The organism is Nonomuraea sp. NPDC052265, from assembly GCF_044547985.1.
Taxonomy (GTDB): domain Bacteria; phylum Actinomycetota; class Actinomycetes; order Streptosporangiales; family Streptosporangiaceae; genus Nonomuraea.
In genome coordinates this window covers 194,966-212,544 of record NZ_JBIUBJ010000008.1, presented here as the reverse complement: position 1 = coordinate 212,544, position 17,579 = coordinate 194,966, and the positions used below count along the sequence as shown (strand labels likewise).

At 70.5% G+C, this 17,579-nt stretch carries 15 protein-coding genes; 7 read left to right on the top strand and 8 right to left on the bottom strand.

The annotated features are described in order from the left end of the window. Window positions 1–19: 19 nt before the first annotated feature. The 6 genes from ACIHAD_RS24795 to ACIHAD_RS24770 all read right to left on the bottom strand — a co-directional run bounded on the left by ACIHAD_RS24795 (window position 20) and on the right by ACIHAD_RS24770 (window position 5,580). Window positions 20–592: a GTP-binding protein gene (locus tag ACIHAD_RS24795; RefSeq protein WP_397356988.1), complete on the bottom strand. Its 573-nt coding sequence runs from the start codon at window positions 590–592 to the stop codon at window positions 20–22. Then, a complete protein-coding gene (locus ACIHAD_RS24790) occupies window positions 573–935 on the bottom strand; it encodes a DUF742 domain-containing protein (protein ID WP_397356987.1) in 363 nt (120 codons plus the stop codon). Before ACIHAD_RS24790 ends, ACIHAD_RS24795 begins: the two co-directional genes overlap by 20 nt. Continuing rightward, window positions 932–1,339, bottom strand: coding sequence for a roadblock/LC7 domain-containing protein (locus ACIHAD_RS24785; RefSeq protein ID WP_397356985.1), 408 nt, complete (start codon window positions 1,337–1,339; stop codon window positions 932–934). The genes ACIHAD_RS24790 and ACIHAD_RS24785 overlap by 4 nt, the downstream gene beginning before the upstream one ends. Further along, window positions 1,336–3,447: a nitrate- and nitrite sensing domain-containing protein gene (locus ACIHAD_RS24780; RefSeq protein WP_397356984.1), complete on the bottom strand. Its 2,112-nt coding sequence runs from the start codon at window positions 3,445–3,447 to the stop codon at window positions 1,336–1,338. The genes ACIHAD_RS24785 and ACIHAD_RS24780 overlap by 4 nt, the downstream gene beginning before the upstream one ends. Before the next feature lie 164 nt (window positions 3,448–3,611). After that, a complete protein-coding gene (locus tag ACIHAD_RS24775; RefSeq protein ID WP_397356983.1) occupies window positions 3,612–4,142 on the bottom strand; it encodes a PrsW family glutamic-type intramembrane protease in 531 nt (176 codons plus the stop codon). Between the two features lie 115 nt (window positions 4,143–4,257). Continuing rightward, window positions 4,258–5,580: a hypothetical protein gene (locus tag ACIHAD_RS24770; RefSeq protein ID WP_397356982.1), complete on the bottom strand. Its 1,323-nt coding sequence runs from the start codon at window positions 5,578–5,580 to the stop codon at window positions 4,258–4,260. Between the two features lie 245 nt (window positions 5,581–5,825). Here ACIHAD_RS24770 and ACIHAD_RS24765 point away from each other — a divergent pair, with 245 nt between their 5' ends. The 3 genes from ACIHAD_RS24765 to ACIHAD_RS24755 all read left to right on the top strand — a co-directional run bounded on the left by ACIHAD_RS24765 (window position 5,826) and on the right by ACIHAD_RS24755 (window position 8,266). Next, window positions 5,826–6,050 carry a hypothetical protein gene (locus tag ACIHAD_RS24765; protein WP_397356981.1) on the top strand — a complete coding sequence of 75 codons (225 nt, stop codon included), beginning with the start codon at window positions 5,826–5,828 and terminating at the stop codon, window positions 6,048–6,050. A gap of 9 nt (window positions 6,051–6,059) precedes the next feature. After that, complete coding sequence (locus ACIHAD_RS24760; protein WP_397356980.1) at window positions 6,060–7,511, top strand: SPFH domain-containing protein; 1,452 nt, start codon at window positions 6,060–6,062, stop codon at window positions 7,509–7,511. 107 nt (window positions 7,512–7,618) lie between these two features. Next, window positions 7,619–8,266, top strand: coding sequence for a hypothetical protein (locus ACIHAD_RS24755; protein WP_397356979.1), 648 nt, complete (start codon window positions 7,619–7,621; stop codon window positions 8,264–8,266). A 3-nt stretch (window positions 8,267–8,269) separates the two neighbouring features. Here the strand turns inward: ACIHAD_RS24755 and ACIHAD_RS24750 are convergent, their stop codons facing one another. After that, window positions 8,270–10,306 carry a glycosyltransferase gene (locus tag ACIHAD_RS24750; protein ID WP_397356977.1) on the bottom strand — a complete coding sequence of 679 codons (2,037 nt, stop codon included), beginning with the start codon at window positions 10,304–10,306 and terminating at the stop codon, window positions 8,270–8,272. Between the two features lie 54 nt (window positions 10,307–10,360). Further along, window positions 10,361–11,491 carry a non-hydrolyzing UDP-N-acetylglucosamine 2-epimerase gene (wecB, locus tag ACIHAD_RS24745; protein WP_397356976.1) on the bottom strand — a complete coding sequence of 377 codons (1,131 nt, stop codon included), beginning with the start codon at window positions 11,489–11,491 and terminating at the stop codon, window positions 10,361–10,363. 56 nt (window positions 11,492–11,547) lie between these two features. Between wecB and ACIHAD_RS24740 the strand changes: the two genes are divergently transcribed. From ACIHAD_RS24740 to ACIHAD_RS24725, 4 genes are all read left to right on the top strand, one after another. Continuing rightward, window positions 11,548–13,221, top strand: coding sequence for a glycosyltransferase family 4 protein (locus tag ACIHAD_RS24740; protein ID WP_397356975.1), 1,674 nt, complete (start codon window positions 11,548–11,550; stop codon window positions 13,219–13,221). A 115-nt stretch (window positions 13,222–13,336) separates the two neighbouring features. Next, window positions 13,337–14,599, top strand: coding sequence for a nucleotide sugar dehydrogenase (locus ACIHAD_RS24735; RefSeq protein WP_397356974.1), 1,263 nt, complete (start codon window positions 13,337–13,339; stop codon window positions 14,597–14,599). A 19-nt stretch (window positions 14,600–14,618) separates the two neighbouring features. Next, window positions 14,619–15,707: a glycosyltransferase gene (locus ACIHAD_RS24730; RefSeq protein WP_397356973.1), complete on the top strand. Its 1,089-nt coding sequence runs from the start codon at window positions 14,619–14,621 to the stop codon at window positions 15,705–15,707. A 43-nt stretch (window positions 15,708–15,750) separates the two neighbouring features. Beyond that, the gene (locus ACIHAD_RS24725) at window positions 15,751–17,550 is read left to right on the top strand and encodes a DUF4434 domain-containing protein (protein WP_397356972.1); all 1,800 of its coding nucleotides are present in this window, start codon (window positions 15,751–15,753) and stop codon (window positions 17,548–17,550) included. The last annotated feature ends 29 nt before the right edge of the window (window positions 17,551–17,579 follow it).

Here is a 17,579-nt window from a genome sequence, read left to right as displayed (position 1 = left end):
CGGCGACGGGCCGCGCGCCCTAGTTCGCGGCGGTGAGCGTCCGCAGGGAGTGCTCGACCAGGGTGACCATCACTTCCTTGGCCGAGGCCCTGCGCCGCACGTCGCACAGCATCACGGGGACGTCGTCGTCGAGGTCGAGCGCGATGCGCACGTCGTCCACGCTGTGCTGGGACGCGCCCTCGAAGCAGTTGACGGCCACCACGAACGGGGTGCCGCGCTGCTCGAAGTAGTCCACCGACGGGAAGCAGTCGGTCAGCCGCCGGGTGTCGGCGATCACGACCGCGCCCAGCGCGCCGTAGGACAGCTCGTCCCACATGAACCAGAACCGTTCCTGGCCGGGGGTGCCGAACAGGTAGACGACCAGCCCGTCGCGGATCGTGATGCGGCCGAAGTCCATCGCCACGGTGGTGGTCGTCTTGGCCTCCACGCCGTCGAGGTCGTCGACCCCGATCCCGCGGTCGGAGAGCACCTCTTCCGTGCGCAGCGGCTTGATCTCGCTGATCGACCCGACCAGGGTGGTCTTGCCGACGCCGAACCCGCCCGCGATGAGGATCTTCAGCGCGACGGGGTCCTCAGAGAGCACGGAGTCCATTGATCACTTCCTTGAGAATGCGCTCATTCGAACGCGACCCTGTTGCCGAGGGCGACGTCACCGAGATGAGGCCGTGGTCACGCATGTCGCCGAGCAGCACCCGGACGACGCCTACGGGCAGGTCGAGCTCGACGGCCAGATCGGCCACCGAGATCGGGCTCCGCGCCGCCCGCAGGATGAGCTGTTGTTCCGGACCGAGGTCGTCCGCCTGGTCGGCGAGCGCGCGCACGGTCGCGACGAGGTCGAAGGCGTCTCCCGACGAGCGCGTCCGACCCCGGATGAGGGCGAAGGGCCGGACGACGGGCCCGGCCTCCTCGTCGTACCAGCGGGGGGCGTCGGTCATGCCGTTCCCGCGCGCGGGTTGGTGGTGATGTGCTGGCCCACCCGCTTGACCAGCATCGCCATCTCGTACGCGATGTGCCCGACGTCGACGTTCGCCTCGGCGATCACGGCCAGGCAGGTGCCCTGTCCGGCCGCGGTGACGAACAGGAACGCGCTCTCCATCTCCACGATGGTCTGGCGCACGTCGCCGCCGCCGAAATGGCGTCCGGTGCCGCGGGCCAGGCTCTGGAAGCCCGCCGCCACGGCCGACAGGTGCTCGGCGTCCTCGCGGGTCAATCCCTTGGAGTACCCGACGGCCAGGCCGTCGGTGGAAAGGATGACCGCCTGGCGGACGGCGGCGACCCTGCTTGCCAGGTCGTCGAGCAGCCAGTTCAGCTCACCGGTGTTGGTGGTTTGCGCAGTCATGCGTCCCCCTTGCTCATGGGCTCCTCCTCGGAGGCTTCTTCTCGGGCACGTTGGGTTCCCCGTTGGAACGCGGAGAACAGGTCGCGTACCTCGTCGGGAGAGCGTTCGGTCTGCGGCTCCGGCTCCGACGGTCCGTCCTTGAGCTGCGGCGCCAGGTGCGCCTGGCGCACGCGCCTGGGCAGTCCGGCGTGGGTGCCCGAGGTGACCACCGCGAGCGCCTTCCTCGTCCGGCTCGGCAGCTCCGGCGGCCGGCCGTCGCCGTCCCCCACGGTCAGCGCGGCCGGCTCGCTCACCAGCGAGCGCGGGACGAGCACGATGGCCGCGGTGCCGCCGTAGGGCGAGCGGCGGAGCTGCACCTTGATGTCGTGGCGTTCGGCCAGCCTGGCCACCACGAACAGGCCGAGCCGGTCGCTGTCGGCCAGGTCGAACTCGGGCGGTGCGGACAGCAGCTTGTTGATCGCGGCGTACTCGACGGCCGACAGCCCGAGCCCCTTGTCCTCGATCTCGATGGCGTAGCCGTTGCTGACCAGGTCGCCGCGGACCTGGACCACGGTGTCCGGCGGTGAGTAGATGGTGGCGTTCTCGACCAGCTCGGCCACGAGGTGCGTGAGGTCGGCCGCGGACCCGCCGTCGAACGCGCCGTCCGGCAGGGTCTCGACGTTGACCCGCGTGTAGTCCTCGACCTCGGAGACCGCGGCCCGGACGATGTCGATCACGGGCACCGGCCTGCGCCAGGCCCGCGCGGGGGCCGACCCGGACAGGATCATCAGGCTCTCGGCGTGCCGCCGCATGCGGGTGGTCAGGTGGTCGAGGCGGAAGAGCTCCTCCAGCCGGTCGGGGTCGTGCGTACGGCGCTGCATGCCGTCGAGCAGCCCGAGCTGCCGGTGCAGCAGGCCCTGCTTGCGCCTGGCGAGGTTGAGGAAGACCTGGCCGACCCCGCGGCGCAGCGCGGCCTGCCCGACGGCCGCCGTCACCGCCGTGCGCTGCACGGAGGCGAAGGCCCTGCCGACGTCGGTGATCTCCGCCGATCCGCTCACCCTGATGGCCCTGGCCTCCTTCCGCACGTCAACGTCCTCGCCCTTGCGCAGCCTGTCCACGACGTCGGGCAGGCGCACCTCCGCCAGCTCGATCGCGGCGGTGCGCAGCCCGTAGAGCTCGCCCGCCAGGCGCCGACCGAAGCGTACAGAGATGATGATCGACGCGAGCACGGCCATCAACCCGAGGCCGCCCGCGACGGCCATCTTGACGACCGTGCCGGTCGCGGCCCGCGAGGTCCGGGCGGCCAGCGCCTTGGCGGCGGCCACGCTGTCGCGGTCCAGTTCGGCGGTGAGCCGGTCCACCGCGCCCTTCCACGCCTCGGCGTCGGCGGGCGGCGTCCCGGTCTTGACGACCCTGGCCTCCATCGAGGCGAAGGTCAGGAACGGCTGGGAAGCGAACACCTGCTCGTACGGCCTGCGCAGCGGCACGTCGAGCCCGGCCAGGCCGCGGGCGTGCAGGAACTTCCTGGAGGCCGCGTACTCGGTGAAGGCCGCCCGCTCGGGCTCGGTCAGCCGCTTGTCCACCAGGCCGCCGACGATGAGGGCGTGCTCCCTGGCGATGTACTCCCTGGCGCCGCCCATGGCCTGCAACGAGGAGGCCTGCTGGAAGACGGTCAGGTCGGAGACGGAGATCAGGTGGTCGTAGAGCGCGAAGACGGTGTCGAGCACCTGGTTGTAGGCGTCCAGGCCGGCCAGGCGGGAGCTGAGGCCGCCGTCGATGTCGGCGCGGACGGCGCCGAGCCGGTCGAGGTGGGCGGTCAGGGCTTCGAGCGGCATCCGGAGGTCGTCGCCGATCGCGTCGCCCGCCTCGGTGACGGCCTGCTCGAAGTCGGCCGCCGCCTGGTCGGTACGGGCTCGCTGCGCGCCCAGGGTCTCGGTGAGTTCACGGGTGGTGAGCGCCTCCGCGGAGCGCACCCGTTCGGCCTGGAGCTGTACGCCCAGGTCGGTGGAGGTGACGCCGAGGGTCTCGTAGAGCGTGTCGGCCCGGAGGAGTGACTGTGCGTCGCCCATGGTCAGGTTGAGGACGAAACCCCACAGCGCACTGAGAGACAGGAGGGGTAGCAGCAGCAATAAAAAGATCTTGAACCGAATTGACCGGTTTCGCGAGCCCATGTCCCAACCTCGAGTCGGGGGCATTTCCACACCTTGTGTAAATACACCTCCGGAAGATCGCACAGGAGACTAGCATCGTTTATGGTTCCGGCGCAGTGGGAGGAACAGGATGATTACCGTGATTATTGGGGCATGATCTCGGTCTCCCGGCGGGCCACGTGCAGCACCCGCCAGAGCCAGACCAGCGCGACCAGCGAGATCACGATGAGTCCGCCCCAGTTCACCAGCGTGTACACGTGCACCTGCCACCCGGTCACGTGCGGGACCCGGCCGATCCGCAGCAGCTCGAACTGCCAGGGCCGCCCGGTCAGGACCAGCGTGATCGCGATGGCGATGGCGCTCATCGAGTCCCAGAGCGCGTGCAGCAGCGAGACGCCGAGGTAGCTCCACACGAGGTGCCCGGTGAGGCGTCCGCGGCCGGCGAACAGCACGCCGCCGAGTATCGCGGTCCACAGGCCGTGGCCCACGGGGGCCAGGATGCCCCTCAGGATCTCGGTCTCGACGAGCTGCGCCAGCGACAGGCCGTCGGCGGTGAACAGGGCGTTGAAGGCGTATCCGGAGCTCTCGAAGGCGGCGAAGCCGAAGCCGACCGTCGCGCCGAGCACCACGCCGTCCCGGGGCGAGCGCCTGACCGCGTGCCGGGTGACGTACATCAGCTGCCGAACAGCACGACGGTCGGCACGAGGTTGGAGTTGGCCGTCCAGGCCGTGACGGCGACCGCGGCCGCCCACAGGACCAGGCCGCCCGGGAAGACCCGCAGCCAGGGCCTCACGCGGTCAGTTCCCGCACGGCCCTGCGCGCGGCCACCATCGCCGCGTCGCCGCCGGCCGCCGGTTCGGTGTCCGACCCGGCGATGGCGATCCGGCCGAACCGCCTGCGGGCGACGTCGGCGGGGAAGGGGCCGTCGGGGTAGAAGGGGTGCCAAGGTCTGCAGTACGCCACCGGCCGCCCGTGCCCCCAGCGGTGGACGGTGATCGCCTCGATGCCCGTCCGGGGGCCCAGCAGCCGGGCCACCTGGTCGCGCACGCCGTCCTCCAGCCGGTCGTACGGCGTCGCCATCATCTCCCGCCGGCCCGCCGCCGCCCCCGCCACGGGCCCCAGCTCCGACCGGCAGGGCGTGGCCAGCAGGCGCAGCCCCTCGGGCGCGGGTTCGCTCAGGCACCAGTACGCGCCCGTCCACCGGGTGCGGCCGATCCGCGCCCGTCCGCCGCGCAGCCGCACGCTCGCCTCCAGGACCGGCAGCCGGGCCGCCTGGCCCAACGCCCGCCGCTGCTGCTCGGGCAGGTCGGGCACGAGGTGCGGCACGACGGCGCTCCAGCAGGCCATGATCACCGACTCGGCGCCGACGGTCCTGACCCGATGCCCGTCGAAGTACGCGACGACCACGGACGCGTCCCCGTGCCGTACCGACACCACCGGGCTGGACGGCCGCAGCGTGGCCCGTCCGGCCCTGAGGCTGCCGGTCAGGGGCCCGGCGGCCGAGGCGTACCGCGAGGGCTTGTCGAGGCACAGGCCGCCGAAGCCCGGATATCCGGCGGCCCAGGCGTCCACCGCGCCGAGCGCCCGGCCGTCGTAGGCCCGCTCGGCGCACGGCAGCGTCCGGCAGAAGCGTTCCGCGTCGGGATGCGCGCCGCAGACCTCCAGCAGGAACCGGGAGTAGGTCAGCTCGGCCAGGCGCTCCTGCTTGTCCTCCTGCGACAGGCCGCGGAACCAGTCGGGCGGGTCGTCGCGCAACCTGCGCAGGTCGGCGACGGCCCGCGCGGCCAGCGGCAGGTCCTCCAGCCGGCCGGCCGGGACGAGGGTGTCGGCGCCGAAGCTCTCCCTGTCGCACATCACGCCTACGGCCGGGCGCGCGTCGAACCCCGCCGGGCCGCCGTGGTCGCCGGGGTCGCGGTTGTCCAGCACGAGCACGCGGGCCTTCGGATCCCCGCGCAGCCACTCCTCGGCCGCGCCGAGGCCGCTGCGCCCGCCGCCCACCACCACGAGGTCGTAGCTCTCGCCGGTGGGCTCCGGCGGGCCCGCGTGCCGCCAGAAACGGCCGTCGCGCAGCGCGTGCGGCACGGCGACCGCCTGGGCGGTGTCCCCGCGCAACCCTCCGGCCGGTTCCGTCGCGTGGACAACGGCTTTCGCCGCCGAGCATCCCAGAGCGCTCACCGTTATCCCGTCGAACAAGTCACGGCGGGAAATGGGCACATCCATCCCGAGGTCGCGCGGATTCATGCTCATGAGGGCAATCATCAGCACTTCGGCCAAAAGCCCCACAGGGGCGCGCAGCGGTTCGAGAAACATTTTGCGTGGCCTATTACCGCGAATGCCCGTTTGGAGTAGCGTCCGGAATGGAAGCGAGCGGGGGGAGCGCGGTGGTCGGCAAGCAGGGCAGGGTCACGGGAAAGATCGGCCCTGGGCTCGTCGGCGAGGTCATGATCGCGGTCAGGGGCGGGGTGGAGGCCTTCTACGCCCACCCCAGCGTGCCCGGCGAGGAGTTCGGCCTCGGAACCATCGTCGTCGTGGTGGAGTACTTCCCCCCGCGGACGGTTTACGTGGCCAGAGCACTCGTCTAGGGAGGGCCGATGTCCCCCGAGGTCTTCATCGTCGCCGCGGTCGCGGTCGTCGCGGTCGTCGTCGTGATCCTGCTGTTCAAAGCCGTCTGGCGGGTCGCCGAGCCCAACGAGGCGCTGATCATCTCCGGTCTGGGGGCGCGCCGGCGCGGCGAGGGCGTCGACAGTCTCGGCTTCAAGATCATCACGGGGAAGGGCACGGCCGTGCTGCCCGGCTTCCAGGCCGCCCGGCGGCTGCGCCTGGACACCAGGGCCGCCAACCTCCAGGTCTCCTGCGTCACCCAGCGGGGCATCCCCGTCCACATCCGCGGCGTGGTCATCTACAAGGTCGGCGACGACCTGTCCTCGATCGCCAACGCCGCCCGCCGCTTCCTCGACCAGCAGGACTTCATGACCAGCGCGATCCACGAGCTGTTCACCGGACACCTGCGCTCGATCATCGGCAACCTCACCATCGAGGACCTGATACTCAACCGCGAGCGCCTGACCAGCGAGACCAGGGCCTCGGCCGCCGACGAGATGAGCAAGCTCGGGCTGATCGTCGACTCGCTGCAGATCCAGGAGATCGACGACGAGACCGGCTACATCGCCAATCTGGGCAAGCCGCACGCCGCCAGGGTCGCCGCCGTCGCCCGCATCGCCCAGGCCCAGCGTGACCAGGAGGCCACCGAGGCCGAGCAGATCGCCGCCGCCAACAAGGCCGCGGCCCAGCGCGACGCGCAGATCAAGCGGGCCGCCTACCAGGCCGAGATCGACCGGGCCCAGGCCATGACCAGGCAGGCGGGGCCGCTGTCGGAGGCCAGCGCCCGGCAGGAGGTCGTCGTCCAGGAGACCAGGGCCGCCGAGCTGGAGGCCCAGCTCGCCGAGCAGCGGCTCCAGTCGCAGGTGCGCAAGCCCGCCGACGCCAAGGCGTACGAGACCGTCACGCTGGCACAGGCCGACCGGGACGCCCGCATCGCCCAGGCCCAGGCCGAGGCCCAGGAGACCGAACTGCGCGCCGGCGCCCAGGCGAGCCAGGTCAAGCTGGCCGCCGCCGCCGAGGCCGAGTCCGTACGGCTGCGCGGCGAGGCGGCCGGCGCGGCCACCAAGATCGCCGGTGAGGCGGAGGCCCAGGCCGCCCAGGCGCGCGGGCTGGCCGAGGCGCAGGCGGCCAGGGCGCTGGGCCTGGCGGAGGCCGAGGCGATCAGGGCGCGGGCCGAGGCGCTGAAGGAGAACCAGGAGGCGGTCATCGCCCAGCAGCTCGCCGAACGCTGGCCGGAGGTCGTCGAGGCGGGCGCGAAGGCGTTCGCGAACGTGGACCACATGGTCGTGCTGAACGGCGCCCAGGGCGTGGAGGAGCTTTTGGCCAAGGCGCTCACGCTCGGCGGCACCGGGCTCGGCCTGGCCAGGGCGCTGCTCAACGGCGGAAGCCAGAACGGCGCCGAACCTGAAATCCCTCGCGAACCCATTGAATCCCGCGAATAGCGACGTTACTCGGCTCCTTACTCGCCGCTTCCTCTAGCGTTTCCGAAAAAGCCGCTAGAGCAAGGGGAGAATTCGTGCTTAAGGCTATTTCGGGGGTATGTCTGAGCATGATGGTCCTGGCCGGATGTTCCTCCGGCGAGGCCGGTGACCAGGCCGCCGGGTCGGCGCAGCCCTCCGCGTCCTCCTCGGCGGTGGAGGCGGCCAGGCTGCGTGCCGCCCTGCTGCCCGTGCCCAAGGGCATGCGCATCGCGTACGGGCCGGAGATGGGGGCGTTCGGCTCGCTCAAGTCCACCCAGGAGGGGCTGGCCGCCATCCAGCAGGCCAAGCTGGAACGCCCGGAGTGCGCCGGGGCCGCCCAGCTCGACGCGGCCAAGCCGGAGGTCGCCCGCGCGCCCGCCGCCGTCATCGCCTTCTCCGCCGCGCGCGGCTCGATCACGCAGGCCGTCGTGTCGATGCCGTCGGCGTCCATGCCCGCGCCGCTGCCGCCGCAGTGCGCCCGGTACAAGGCGACCGTCGAGGGCGCGGACGTGACCTACCGCACCGCGAAGCTGGCCATGCCGGCCAGGGGCGACGAGTCGCGGGCGTACCTGACGACGGCCTCCGGCGGCGGCAAGCACGCCCAGATCGGGTCGGTCGTGATCAGGCGGGCACACCTGATCATGAGCATGCTCGTCGTCGGCCAGAAGGTGAAGGCCGACGGCCTGTACGAGCTCGCCCGCCTCGCCGACCAGAACCTGGCCCGCGTCACCCGCTGAGTCTCAGATGAGCACGTGGTCGTCCGGGCGGCCGACGAAGGAGAACTGCGCGTTGCGGGTCAGCTTGATGTGGTCGGCCTGCCAGGTGTGCATGGAGGCGTCGGCGCTGCGCCAGTAGACGAAGTTGAAGCGGTCCGCCGAGTAGATCTTGACGGAGTCCTCCTTCAGGCGGCGTACCAGGTGCGTGTCCTCCCCCCGCGTGATGTCCGCGAAGCCGTACGAGCGGAACATGTCCGCCTTGCCGAGGAACGTGCCGCCCTGGACGAGGAAGGAGTACCGGTGCTCCAGGCCGGGCAGGCGGAGCATGGTGGTGTTGCTGCCCTCGAAGTACGCGTAGTGCGCCCCCTTGCCGACCAGCTCGGCGTCGGAGTAGTCGAACGCGCGCACCAGGTCCGACAGGTAGTGCTCGCCGTAGAGGTTGTCGTCGTCCATCTTGGCGATCAGTTCGCCCTCGGCGGCGGCGATGCCCAGGTTCATGCAGGCGCCGAGCGTGAGCTCCGGGGCGGCGGGCAGGACGACGACGTCCGTGATGCCGGCCATGCGGGCCTTGTCGGCGACGACCACCGGGTCGATGTCCAGCCCGTGCAGGACCATGATCAACTGTAGCGGCCGGTGGAGCTGCCGGGCCACCGACGAGATCGCGTGCTCGATCTGCGAGGCCCGGTTGGTCGGCAGCACGACCGAGATCGAGCGCGACCGGGGTGCGGTGGCGTGGCCGAGGTTCTGCAGGATCTGGTCCACCCGGTGCGAGAACAGGTGCTTGTCGAAGACCTCCCGCATGGCCAGGTGGCCCATCCTGGCCCGCAGCTCGGGGCTGTTGATCAGGTGCAGCACCTGGTTGTACGACTCCACCGGCTCCCGCGCGATCGGGATCAGCCCGCCGAACGTCTCCTCGATCGCCCGCGACCACCCCGACACCACCGGGGTCGCGCACGCCGACAGCTCGAAGACGCGGCGCGCGCACATGGTCGGGGAGTCGAGCACGGAGTTGACGTTGAGGAAGACCTTGTACATCCGGTACGCCGCCAGCATCTGGTCGTAGGGCAGCTCGCCCACGATGTGCGGCCGGTACTTCTCCGGCCAGGCGTACTTCTCGTCCACCTCGCCGTTGCGGGCGAAGATGTGCAGGCCCAGCTCGCGCACCGGGTCGAGGACGGTCTCCATCTGCTCGCGGCGCTCGGGGTGCTTGTCGCGGAAGTACATGCCGGCGAAGACGACGTCGTGCAGGCGGCCCTGCTTCTGCTGGATCGGGTTGTGCACGCGCGGCTGGGCGGCGAACTGCAGCACGTCGACGCGGTCGTGGCCCAGCACCTCGCGATACTTCGGCACCATGTCGCCGTCGCAGGTGAAGACGTGGTCGAACAGCTTGGCCGTGTCGATGAAGAAGTCGAAGTTCGGCGGGTCCTCCTTGTTCCAGAAGACCGTCGGGATGCCCTCGGAGCGGCACCAGGCGACCAGGTCGCGCAGCGGGTCCTTGGGGGCGTTCGTGCCGGTCATCTGGTAGCGCCAGCGGCCCTGGTTGCCGTGCCAGGCCGACTCGCAGAACAGCAGGTCGGGGCGCTTCTCGGCGAAGATCTCCGGCCAGTCCTTGAGGCCGAACTCGATCTGGTCCCACTCGTACCTGAAGGCCATCCTGGAGAAGTCGTCCAGGATCACCGCCACCTTGAGGTCGGGCCGGTTGACCGGGCCGAGCGGCCACTTCGCCGCCGGCACCTCGACCAGCGGGGGGCGGTGGCCGGCGAGCTGGGCGGCCTCGGCGACCGGCATGGGCGGCTTGGGCGCCCTGTCCTTCGACCGGACCGCCTCGACGATCTTCCCCGGGCTCTTCGAGCCCAGGGCCTCGCCCAGCTTGAACGTGCGCTTGGCCTGGGTGGCCTCCAGCTTCCAGCCGGCGTACGCGGCCTTGGCCTCGGCGATCTCCAGCCGCCGCCGCAGCTCCCTGACCTCTGCCTCGAACCGCTCGACGAGCTTGCGCTCCTCGGGCAGCCAGTTGACGGGACCCAGTCGCTGGAATGCGGGGGGCTCAGGGTTTTCGGCCATGGTGATACGCCTATCGCTCAGCGGAGGTATGTCATAGTACGGCGGATTCAGCCGCTATTCAGGGCGTTTGGCCTGGGAAGCGGGAGCCAGGTTGTCGCCCTTCAGCCACGCCGCGATCACCGTCGCGATGCGCGGACCGGCCTTGCCGTCCCACAGCACCGGCAGCTCGCCGGCCGGGGTGGCGGCTCCGTCGGCGAGCGCCTTCTCCGCCGCGGCGGGCAGCAGCGCGGGCGTGACCAGGCGGTTCGTGCCGTGCGTGATCGTGATCGGCCGCTCGGTGTTGGGCCGCAGCGTCAGGCAGGGGACGCCCAGCATGGTCGTCTCCTCCTGCACGCCGCCGGAGTCGGTGACGACCAGCGCCGCGCCCCGCACGAGTGAGAGGAAGTCCACATAACCCAGCGGCTCGATGACCTTGATCGTGCCGCCGTCCACCAGACCCGCCTCGGCCAGCCGCGCCTTGCCGCGCGGGTGCACCGGCACCACGACCGGCGTCCGCCGCGACACCTCCAGCACGGCCTCGACCAGCTCCCTGGCGGCCTCGGCGGTGTCCACGTTGGCCGGGCGGTGCAGGGTCGCCACGGCGTACCGGGCCGGCAGGCCCATCCGCGCCACCAGCGGCGCCGGGTCCAGCGCGGGCAGCGCGGCGAAGAGGCTGTCGATCATCGGGTTGCCCACCAGGTGCACCTTCGCGGGCGGCACGCCCTCCGAGGCCAGATAGGCCAGGGCCTCGGGCGAGGTGACGAACAGCAGGTCGGCCAGCGCGTCGGTGACGACCCGGTTGACCTCCTCGGGCATGCCCCGGTCGAACGAGCGCAGCCCGGCCTCGACGTGCGCGGTCCTGATGCCGAGCTTGGCGGCGACCAGGATCGCGGCCAGCGTCGAGTTCACGTCGCCGTAGACCACGACGAGGTCGGGCTCCTGGGCGACGAAGACGTCCTCCAGGCCCACGAGCAGGGCCGCGGTCTGCCTGGCGTGCGTGCCGGAGCCCACCGCCAGGTTGGCCACCGGCTCGGGCAGCCCGAGGTCGGCGAAGAAGACGTCCGACATCAGCGCGTCGTAGTGCTGCCCGGTGTGGATGATGCCCTGCCGCACGCCGAGTTCACCGAGTGCACGCACCACCGGGGCCGCTTTCACGAAATTGGGACGAGCACCCAAAACGTGCAGGACCAGGGGGTTCTCCCTCATTGACCTCGCCTTTCATAGCGGAAGGGAAAAAACGCTGCCTATGGTACGGTCACCGCGTGGCATCCGACGCCAGTCGTCAAGACTCCTCCAAGGTTTCCGCGAAGTCCGCCCGGGCCGGCGTCGGGGGACTTCTCAAAGGCTTCGTCCAGCATCCCGTCATCGTTTCCCGCGTCGTCGTGACCAAGGTCAAGTCCGACCCCGTCCGCGTGGCGCAGGCCGCCGCCGACGCGCTCCCGCCCAAGCTGCGCCCGTTCGTCGGCAGCGTGGCCTGGCCGGCCGCCCGCGGCGCCCGGCGCATGGTCCGCAAGCTCGGCATGCGCATGATCAAGGCGCCGTGGAACGAGGCGAAGGCCCACTGGGACGCCGGCCGGGTCTCCCAGGCCGCCGAAGTGCTCGACGCGCACACCAAGTACCCCTTCGTCAAGCGCAGGGCCGCCTACTACCGCGGCGAGCTGGCCGCCATCAGCCCCGACCCGATCCCGCCCGCGCCGAAGGTCGCCATCGGCGAGCGCGTCGAGGGCCGCGTGCTGCACCTGGTCACGAACGCGCTGCCGTACACGCAGGCCGGTTACACCGTGCGCACCCACAGGATCGTCAGCTCCCAGAAGGCGGCCGGGCTCGACCCGCACGTCGTGACGAGCTGGGGCTGGCCCATGCTCCAGGGGCACGCCGACGCGCCGCCGCAGGAGGAGATCGACGGCATCCCCTACTACCGCCTGCTGCCCGACGGGCACGGCGAGGTGCCGTTCGAGATGCGCGGCCGCATGGTCAAGGGCGCCGAGGGCGTCACCCGCCTGGTCGAGCAGCTTGGGCCGCAGGTCCTGCACGCCGCCACCGACCACCGCAACGGCTCGGTCGCCCACGCCGTCCGCGACCGGACGGGCACGCCCTTCGTCTATGAGGTGCGCGGCTTCCTGGAGGAGACGTGGGCCTCGCGCGACCCGATCCGGGTCGGCAGCCAGCGGCACGTGCTCCAGCGCGACCGTGAGGCGTTCCTCATGCGCGAGGCCGACGCGGTCGTCACGCTGGCCGAGACGATGGCCACGGAGATCGTCGAGCGCGGCGTGCCCAGGGAGCGCATCCACCTGGCGCCCAACGCCGTCGACGACACCCTGCTGTCGGCCCACTACGACGGCGCGTCCTTCCGTGACGCGTACGGCATCGCCCCCGGCGAGATCGTGGTCGGCTCGGTGTCCAGCATCGTGGCCTACGAGGGCTTCGCGACCCTGCTGCGCGCCGCCGCGCTGCTGCGCGACGACCGCACGCCGGTACGGGTGCTCATCGTGGGCGACGGCGCCGAGCGGGAGAACCTGCTCGCCCTGGTCGAGGAGCTCGGGCTGCGCGACGCCGTCCTGCCCGGACGGGTCGGCCCCGACGAGGCGCTGCAGGCCCAGGACGCCATCGACATCTTCGCCTGCCCGCGCGAGGACCTGCGGGTCTGCCGGCTCGTCACGCCCCTGAAGCCCGTCGAGGCGATGGCGCTCGGCAAGCCGGTGGTGCTCAGCGATCTGCCCGCGCTGTCCGAGCTGGTCGGCTCCGACGGCGCCGGCCTGCTGGTCCCGGCGGGCGACCCGGCCGAGCTGGCCAAGGCGATCGCCGGCCTCCGCGAGGATCCGGCCAGGCGGGCGGAGATGGGCGAGGCCGGACGGGCCGAAGTCGCGGCGAAGCGTACTTGGAGCCGCGTTGCCGAGACTTATCAAGCTCTATACCGATCGCTTGCCGAAAGATGACCTCCACGTTGGCTGTACGTTGTGACGGGTTCGGTCGCATTAGGCGTGAGCTAGGTGGACTTGAGATAACCTTTGCGACCATGAAGTGTTGTTTCCGGCTCTCGAAGGCACTGCTGTGACAGAAATCGACTTGGCTGTCATCGGCCTGGGCTACGTCGGTATGCCGCTTGCGAAGGAAGCGGTTGCCGCCGGGCTGCGGGTCGTCGGCGTGGACGTGGACCCCCGGAAGGTCGACGCGCTCAACGCCGGGCAGTCCTACATCGATGACCTGACCGACGCTGACCTCGATCACATGCTGGCGAACGGATTCAGCGCGACGCTGGACGAGTCCGTGCTGGCCAGAAGCAACACGATCGTCATCTGCGTTCCCACCCCGCTGGACGAGGACCACCGTCCCGACCTGTCCGCGGTCGAGGGCGCGACCAAGGCCGTCGCCCGCAACCTCGGCAAGGGCACGCTCGTCGTCCTCGAATCCACCACCTGGCCCGGCACCACCGACGAGGTGGCCCGCCCGCTGCTGGAGCAGTCGGGCCTGGTCGCCGGCGTGGACTTCCACCTGGCCTTCTCACCCGAGCGCATCGACCCGGGCAACCCGAAGTTCGGGCTCAAGAACACCCCGAAGGTCGTGGGCGGCTACACGCCGGTCTGCCGCGACCGGGCGACGGCGTTCTACAAGCAGTTCATCGAGCAGGTGGTGCCGGTCAGCGGCACCCGCGAGGCCGAGATGGCCAAGCTGCTGGAGAACACCTACCGGCACGTCAACATCGCCCTCGTCAACGAGATGGCGATCTTCTGCGACGAGCTCGGCATCAACCTGTGGGAGTCGATCGAGGCCGCGGCCACCAAGCCGTTCGGCTTCCAGAAGTTCCTGCCGGGGCCGGGCGTCGGCGGTCACTGCATCCCTGTGGACCCCTCGTACCTGTCGTACACCGTGCGCAAGCTCGGGTACCCGTTCAGGTTCGTGGAGCTGGCCCAGGAGATCAACGAGCGCATGCCGTCCTACGTGGTGGCCCGCGTCCAGCGACTGCTGAACAGACATAAGAAGCCCGTGAACGGCGCCCGAGTGGTTATGCTCGGCGTCACGTACAAACCGGATATCGCCGACGAACGGGAAACTCCGGCTCTGCCTGTGGCGCGTGCGCTGCTGGAGCTGGGGGCCGATCTCTCGTTCGCCGACCCGTACGTCAAGGAGTGGTCGGTCGACGGTACTCCGGTGCCACGGGAAGAGGACCTGACCGAGGCCGTGGTCAATGCCGACGTGTCGCTGCTGCTGCAGCAGCACGCCGCGTTCGATCTGGCCATGGTCGAGGCGAAGGCCAAGCTCGTGCTGGACACCCGCGGTGTGCTCACCGAGGGTGAACGCGTCGAGCGGCTGTAGCGACGGAGGGCTGCGCGCAGTGCACGTGCTCGTCATGACGGTGGTGCATAACCCCGAGGACGCGAGAATTCTGCATCGGCAGATCCGTGCCCTCGTGGATGCCGGTCATGAGGTCACGTATGCCGCCTCTTTCACGGCGCACGGGGTCGTACCGCGTCCATGGGTCAACGGCGTCGATCTGCCCAGGGCCGCCCAGCGGAAACGCATGGCGGCCGTCTGGGCCGCCCGACGGCTGTTCAAACGCATGCGGAACAAGGTCGACCTCGTCCTGATCCACGACCCGGAGCTGCTGTTCGCGGTCTGGGGCGTGCGCAACCGCCCGCCGGTGGTGTGGGACGTGCACGAGGACACCCCGGCGACGCTCTCGCTCAAGCCGTGGCTGCCCTCGTTCCTGCGCCCGCCGGTGCGCTTCTTCGCCCGCATGCTGGAGGGCACGGCCGAGCGGCACATGAACCTGCTGCTGGCCGAGACCGCCTACGCGGGCCGGTTCAAGCACGCCCATCTGATCGTGCCGAACGAGACCTGGGTGCCGGACTCGGTGACGCCTCCGGGCGATGACCGGGTGGTCTACCTCGGGTGGCTGTCGCGGGCGCGCGGGGTGTTCGAGGCCGTCGAGGTGGCCAAGCTGCTGCAGCCGTACCGGGTGGCGGTGGAGCTGATCGGGTACGCCGATCCGCAGAGCCGTCCCATGCTCAACCAGGCCGTCGCCGACGGCCTGCTGGAGTGGCGCGACTTCATGCCCAACGACGAGGCGCTCAAGCGGCTCGACGGGGCGCTGGCCGGGCTGTCGTTGCTGCACGACGAGCCCAACTACCGGCACTCGATGCCCACCAAGATCGTGGAGTACATGGCGCACGGCATCCCGGTCATCACGACGCCGTCGCCGCGCGCGGTCGAACTGGTGGAGCGGTACGACAGCGGGATCGTGGTGCCCTGGGCGGACCCCAAGGCCGTCGCGCAGGCGGTGCTGACGCTGCGGGACGACGTGCGCGAGCGGCGGGCGCAGGGCGCTCGCGGGTACGCGGCGGCCCGCGCGAACCATCACTGGCCGAACTCTGCCAAGCGGTTCGTGTCCCAGCTTGAGGCATGGGCCGGGATCACGCGATAGCGGTTTATCTCCGGCGGATCACGAGAGCGGTAGGTTCCTGAACGTGCGATGGCTCTTCCTGCTCGTGGGCGCAGCCGTCCTGGCCGTGGTCGCGGTGGTGATCATCCTTTTCCCGTCGTCGTCCGAGCGGCCGGTCGCGTCCTCGTCGAGCACGCCGAAGCCGTCCAGGACCGTTTCGACGCCGCCGCCGCCGAAGGTCAAGGAGTTCACCGACCCCTGTGGAACGTTCGACACCACCACCAAGAACTTCTACGCCGTCACCGGCTACTGGATCACGCCGAAGTCGAACCCCTGCACCTGGCGTCACCAGCTCCAGGAGATCCATCGCGCCGGCGGCGACACGATCATCAGGATCGGGTACGGCCTGCAGTACCGCGCCGTCTCCGACGACACCGGCGAGGTGCTGTCGAAGGACGGGACGCTCGACCCGCTGTACAAGGCGTGCGAAGAGGACGGCCTGAGCTGCCACGACGCGGCCGAGCGGGACCTGAGGAAGGCCAACCCCGGCAACCGGATCGGGCGCACGTACGTCTACCGCACCGACGAGGCGTTCGGCGACGACCTGTTCCGCTGCCCCAAGATGGAACACCGCGTCAAGGTCGGCGACCGGATCTACTACCGCATGGTCGCCCCTCCCGACGGCTCCGACGACTCCACCTGCGACTTCACCAAGAAGGCCATGTCGTACGACATGATCCTGGTGGCCGGCTCGGCCAAGGACAGCCTGAAGGAGCTGCTCGACCTGGCCGACCAGTTCAGCATGCAGGTGTTCCCCGCGCTGCCGCTCGCCCCGCGCGACCCCGCGACGCCGACCAGGGCGAACAAGCAGCACATCGGCACCCTCACCACGCTGACCCGGCGCATCCTCCAGGACTACGGCGTGCGCTTCGCCGACAGGCAGGCGCTGGGCGGCGTCTACCAGCCGTTCGAGGTGCAGATGGGCGCCACGCTGGCCACCAACCCCACCCTTGAGGTGTACGCCGACCAGCACCGGATCGTGGAGCAGGAGCTCGGCAAGCCGATCCTGATCAGCCCGTACCTCGACGCCCGCAAGCGGGTCGGCTTCGGCCAGACGCCGGCGCAGGTGGCCGAGGCGTTCAAGGCGCTGGCGCGGACCGGTGTCGGCATCATCGCCCCGCAGGACAGCCGCGGCACGGGCAAGGTCGGCCTGTTCTGGCCGGACGAGCGCGGCACCGAGGTGGACGACCGGCTGCGCCCGGTGGTGGGCGAGTCCACCTACGGCACCGCGTACCACGGCTCGACCCGCGACTACTACCGGGAGATGGCCAGGGCCCGCGACGAGATGCTGGAGGCCGGTCACGAGGTGGTGCTGTGGGCGAACGTGGAGGCGTTCGAGCCGTCCGGCAAGCAGCCGTGCGCCCCGCAGGGCACGCGCGGCCAGACCGACAAGAAGCGTCTCGACCAGGCCGTCGCGATGGCCGGCCGGTACGTCCAGAAGATCGTCTCCTACATGTGGAGCGACTTCATGACCTGCGGCGACCCCTCGCTCCAGGACGAGATCGCCGGCGACTGGCAACGCCCGATCGCCGTGGACGCCATCAGGCGGGCCCGCGACCCCCAGGACGGCGTCGAGGTGCGCGGCTACAACCTCGACGGCAGCACGGTCCTCGTCGAATGGTCCGGCGGCACCAAGGAACTGGTGGTCTCGGCCGTCGGCTGGCTCGACAAGGACCCGCTGGACGAGCACCCGGCCCGGATGGCGACGGCCTGGGTGCCGTTCGACTGGACCCAGGTGCCGCCAGGGGAATGGGTCAAAATAGGGATCAAGGGGGCGTCGGGCAAGCAGGCCACGACGCCGCTCCACGTACGCATATCCGCATAGGGCAGACGGGACTCCGTGTAACGTGCCGT

What these genes read in the sequence shown, in the direction of transcription:
- ACIHAD_RS24795 (WP_397356988.1), bottom strand. Translation starts at nt 592, where the DNA reads ATGGACTCCGTGCTCTCTGAGGACCCCGTCGCGCTGAAGATCCTCATC.
- ACIHAD_RS24790 (WP_397356987.1), bottom strand. Translation starts at nt 935, where the DNA reads ATGACCGACGCCCCCCGCTGGTACGACGAGGAGGCCGGGCCCGTCGTC.
- ACIHAD_RS24785 (WP_397356985.1), bottom strand. Translation starts at nt 1,339, where the DNA reads ATGACTGCGCAAACCACCAACACCGGTGAGCTGAACTGGCTGCTCGAC.
- ACIHAD_RS24775 (WP_397356983.1), bottom strand. Translation starts at nt 4,142, where the DNA reads ATGTACGTCACCCGGCACGCGGTCAGGCGCTCGCCCCGGGACGGCGTG.
- ACIHAD_RS24765 (WP_397356981.1), top strand. Translation starts at nt 5,826, where the DNA reads ATGGAAGCGAGCGGGGGGAGCGCGGTGGTCGGCAAGCAGGGCAGGGTC.
- ACIHAD_RS24760 (WP_397356980.1), top strand. Translation starts at nt 6,060, where the DNA reads ATGTCCCCCGAGGTCTTCATCGTCGCCGCGGTCGCGGTCGTCGCGGTC.
- ACIHAD_RS24755 (WP_397356979.1), top strand. Translation starts at nt 7,619, where the DNA reads ATGATGGTCCTGGCCGGATGTTCCTCCGGCGAGGCCGGTGACCAGGCC.
- ACIHAD_RS24750 (WP_397356977.1), bottom strand. Translation starts at nt 10,306, where the DNA reads ATGGCCGAAAACCCTGAGCCCCCCGCATTCCAGCGACTGGGTCCCGTC.
- wecB (WP_397356976.1), bottom strand. Translation starts at nt 11,491, where the DNA reads ATGAGGGAGAACCCCCTGGTCCTGCACGTTTTGGGTGCTCGTCCCAAT.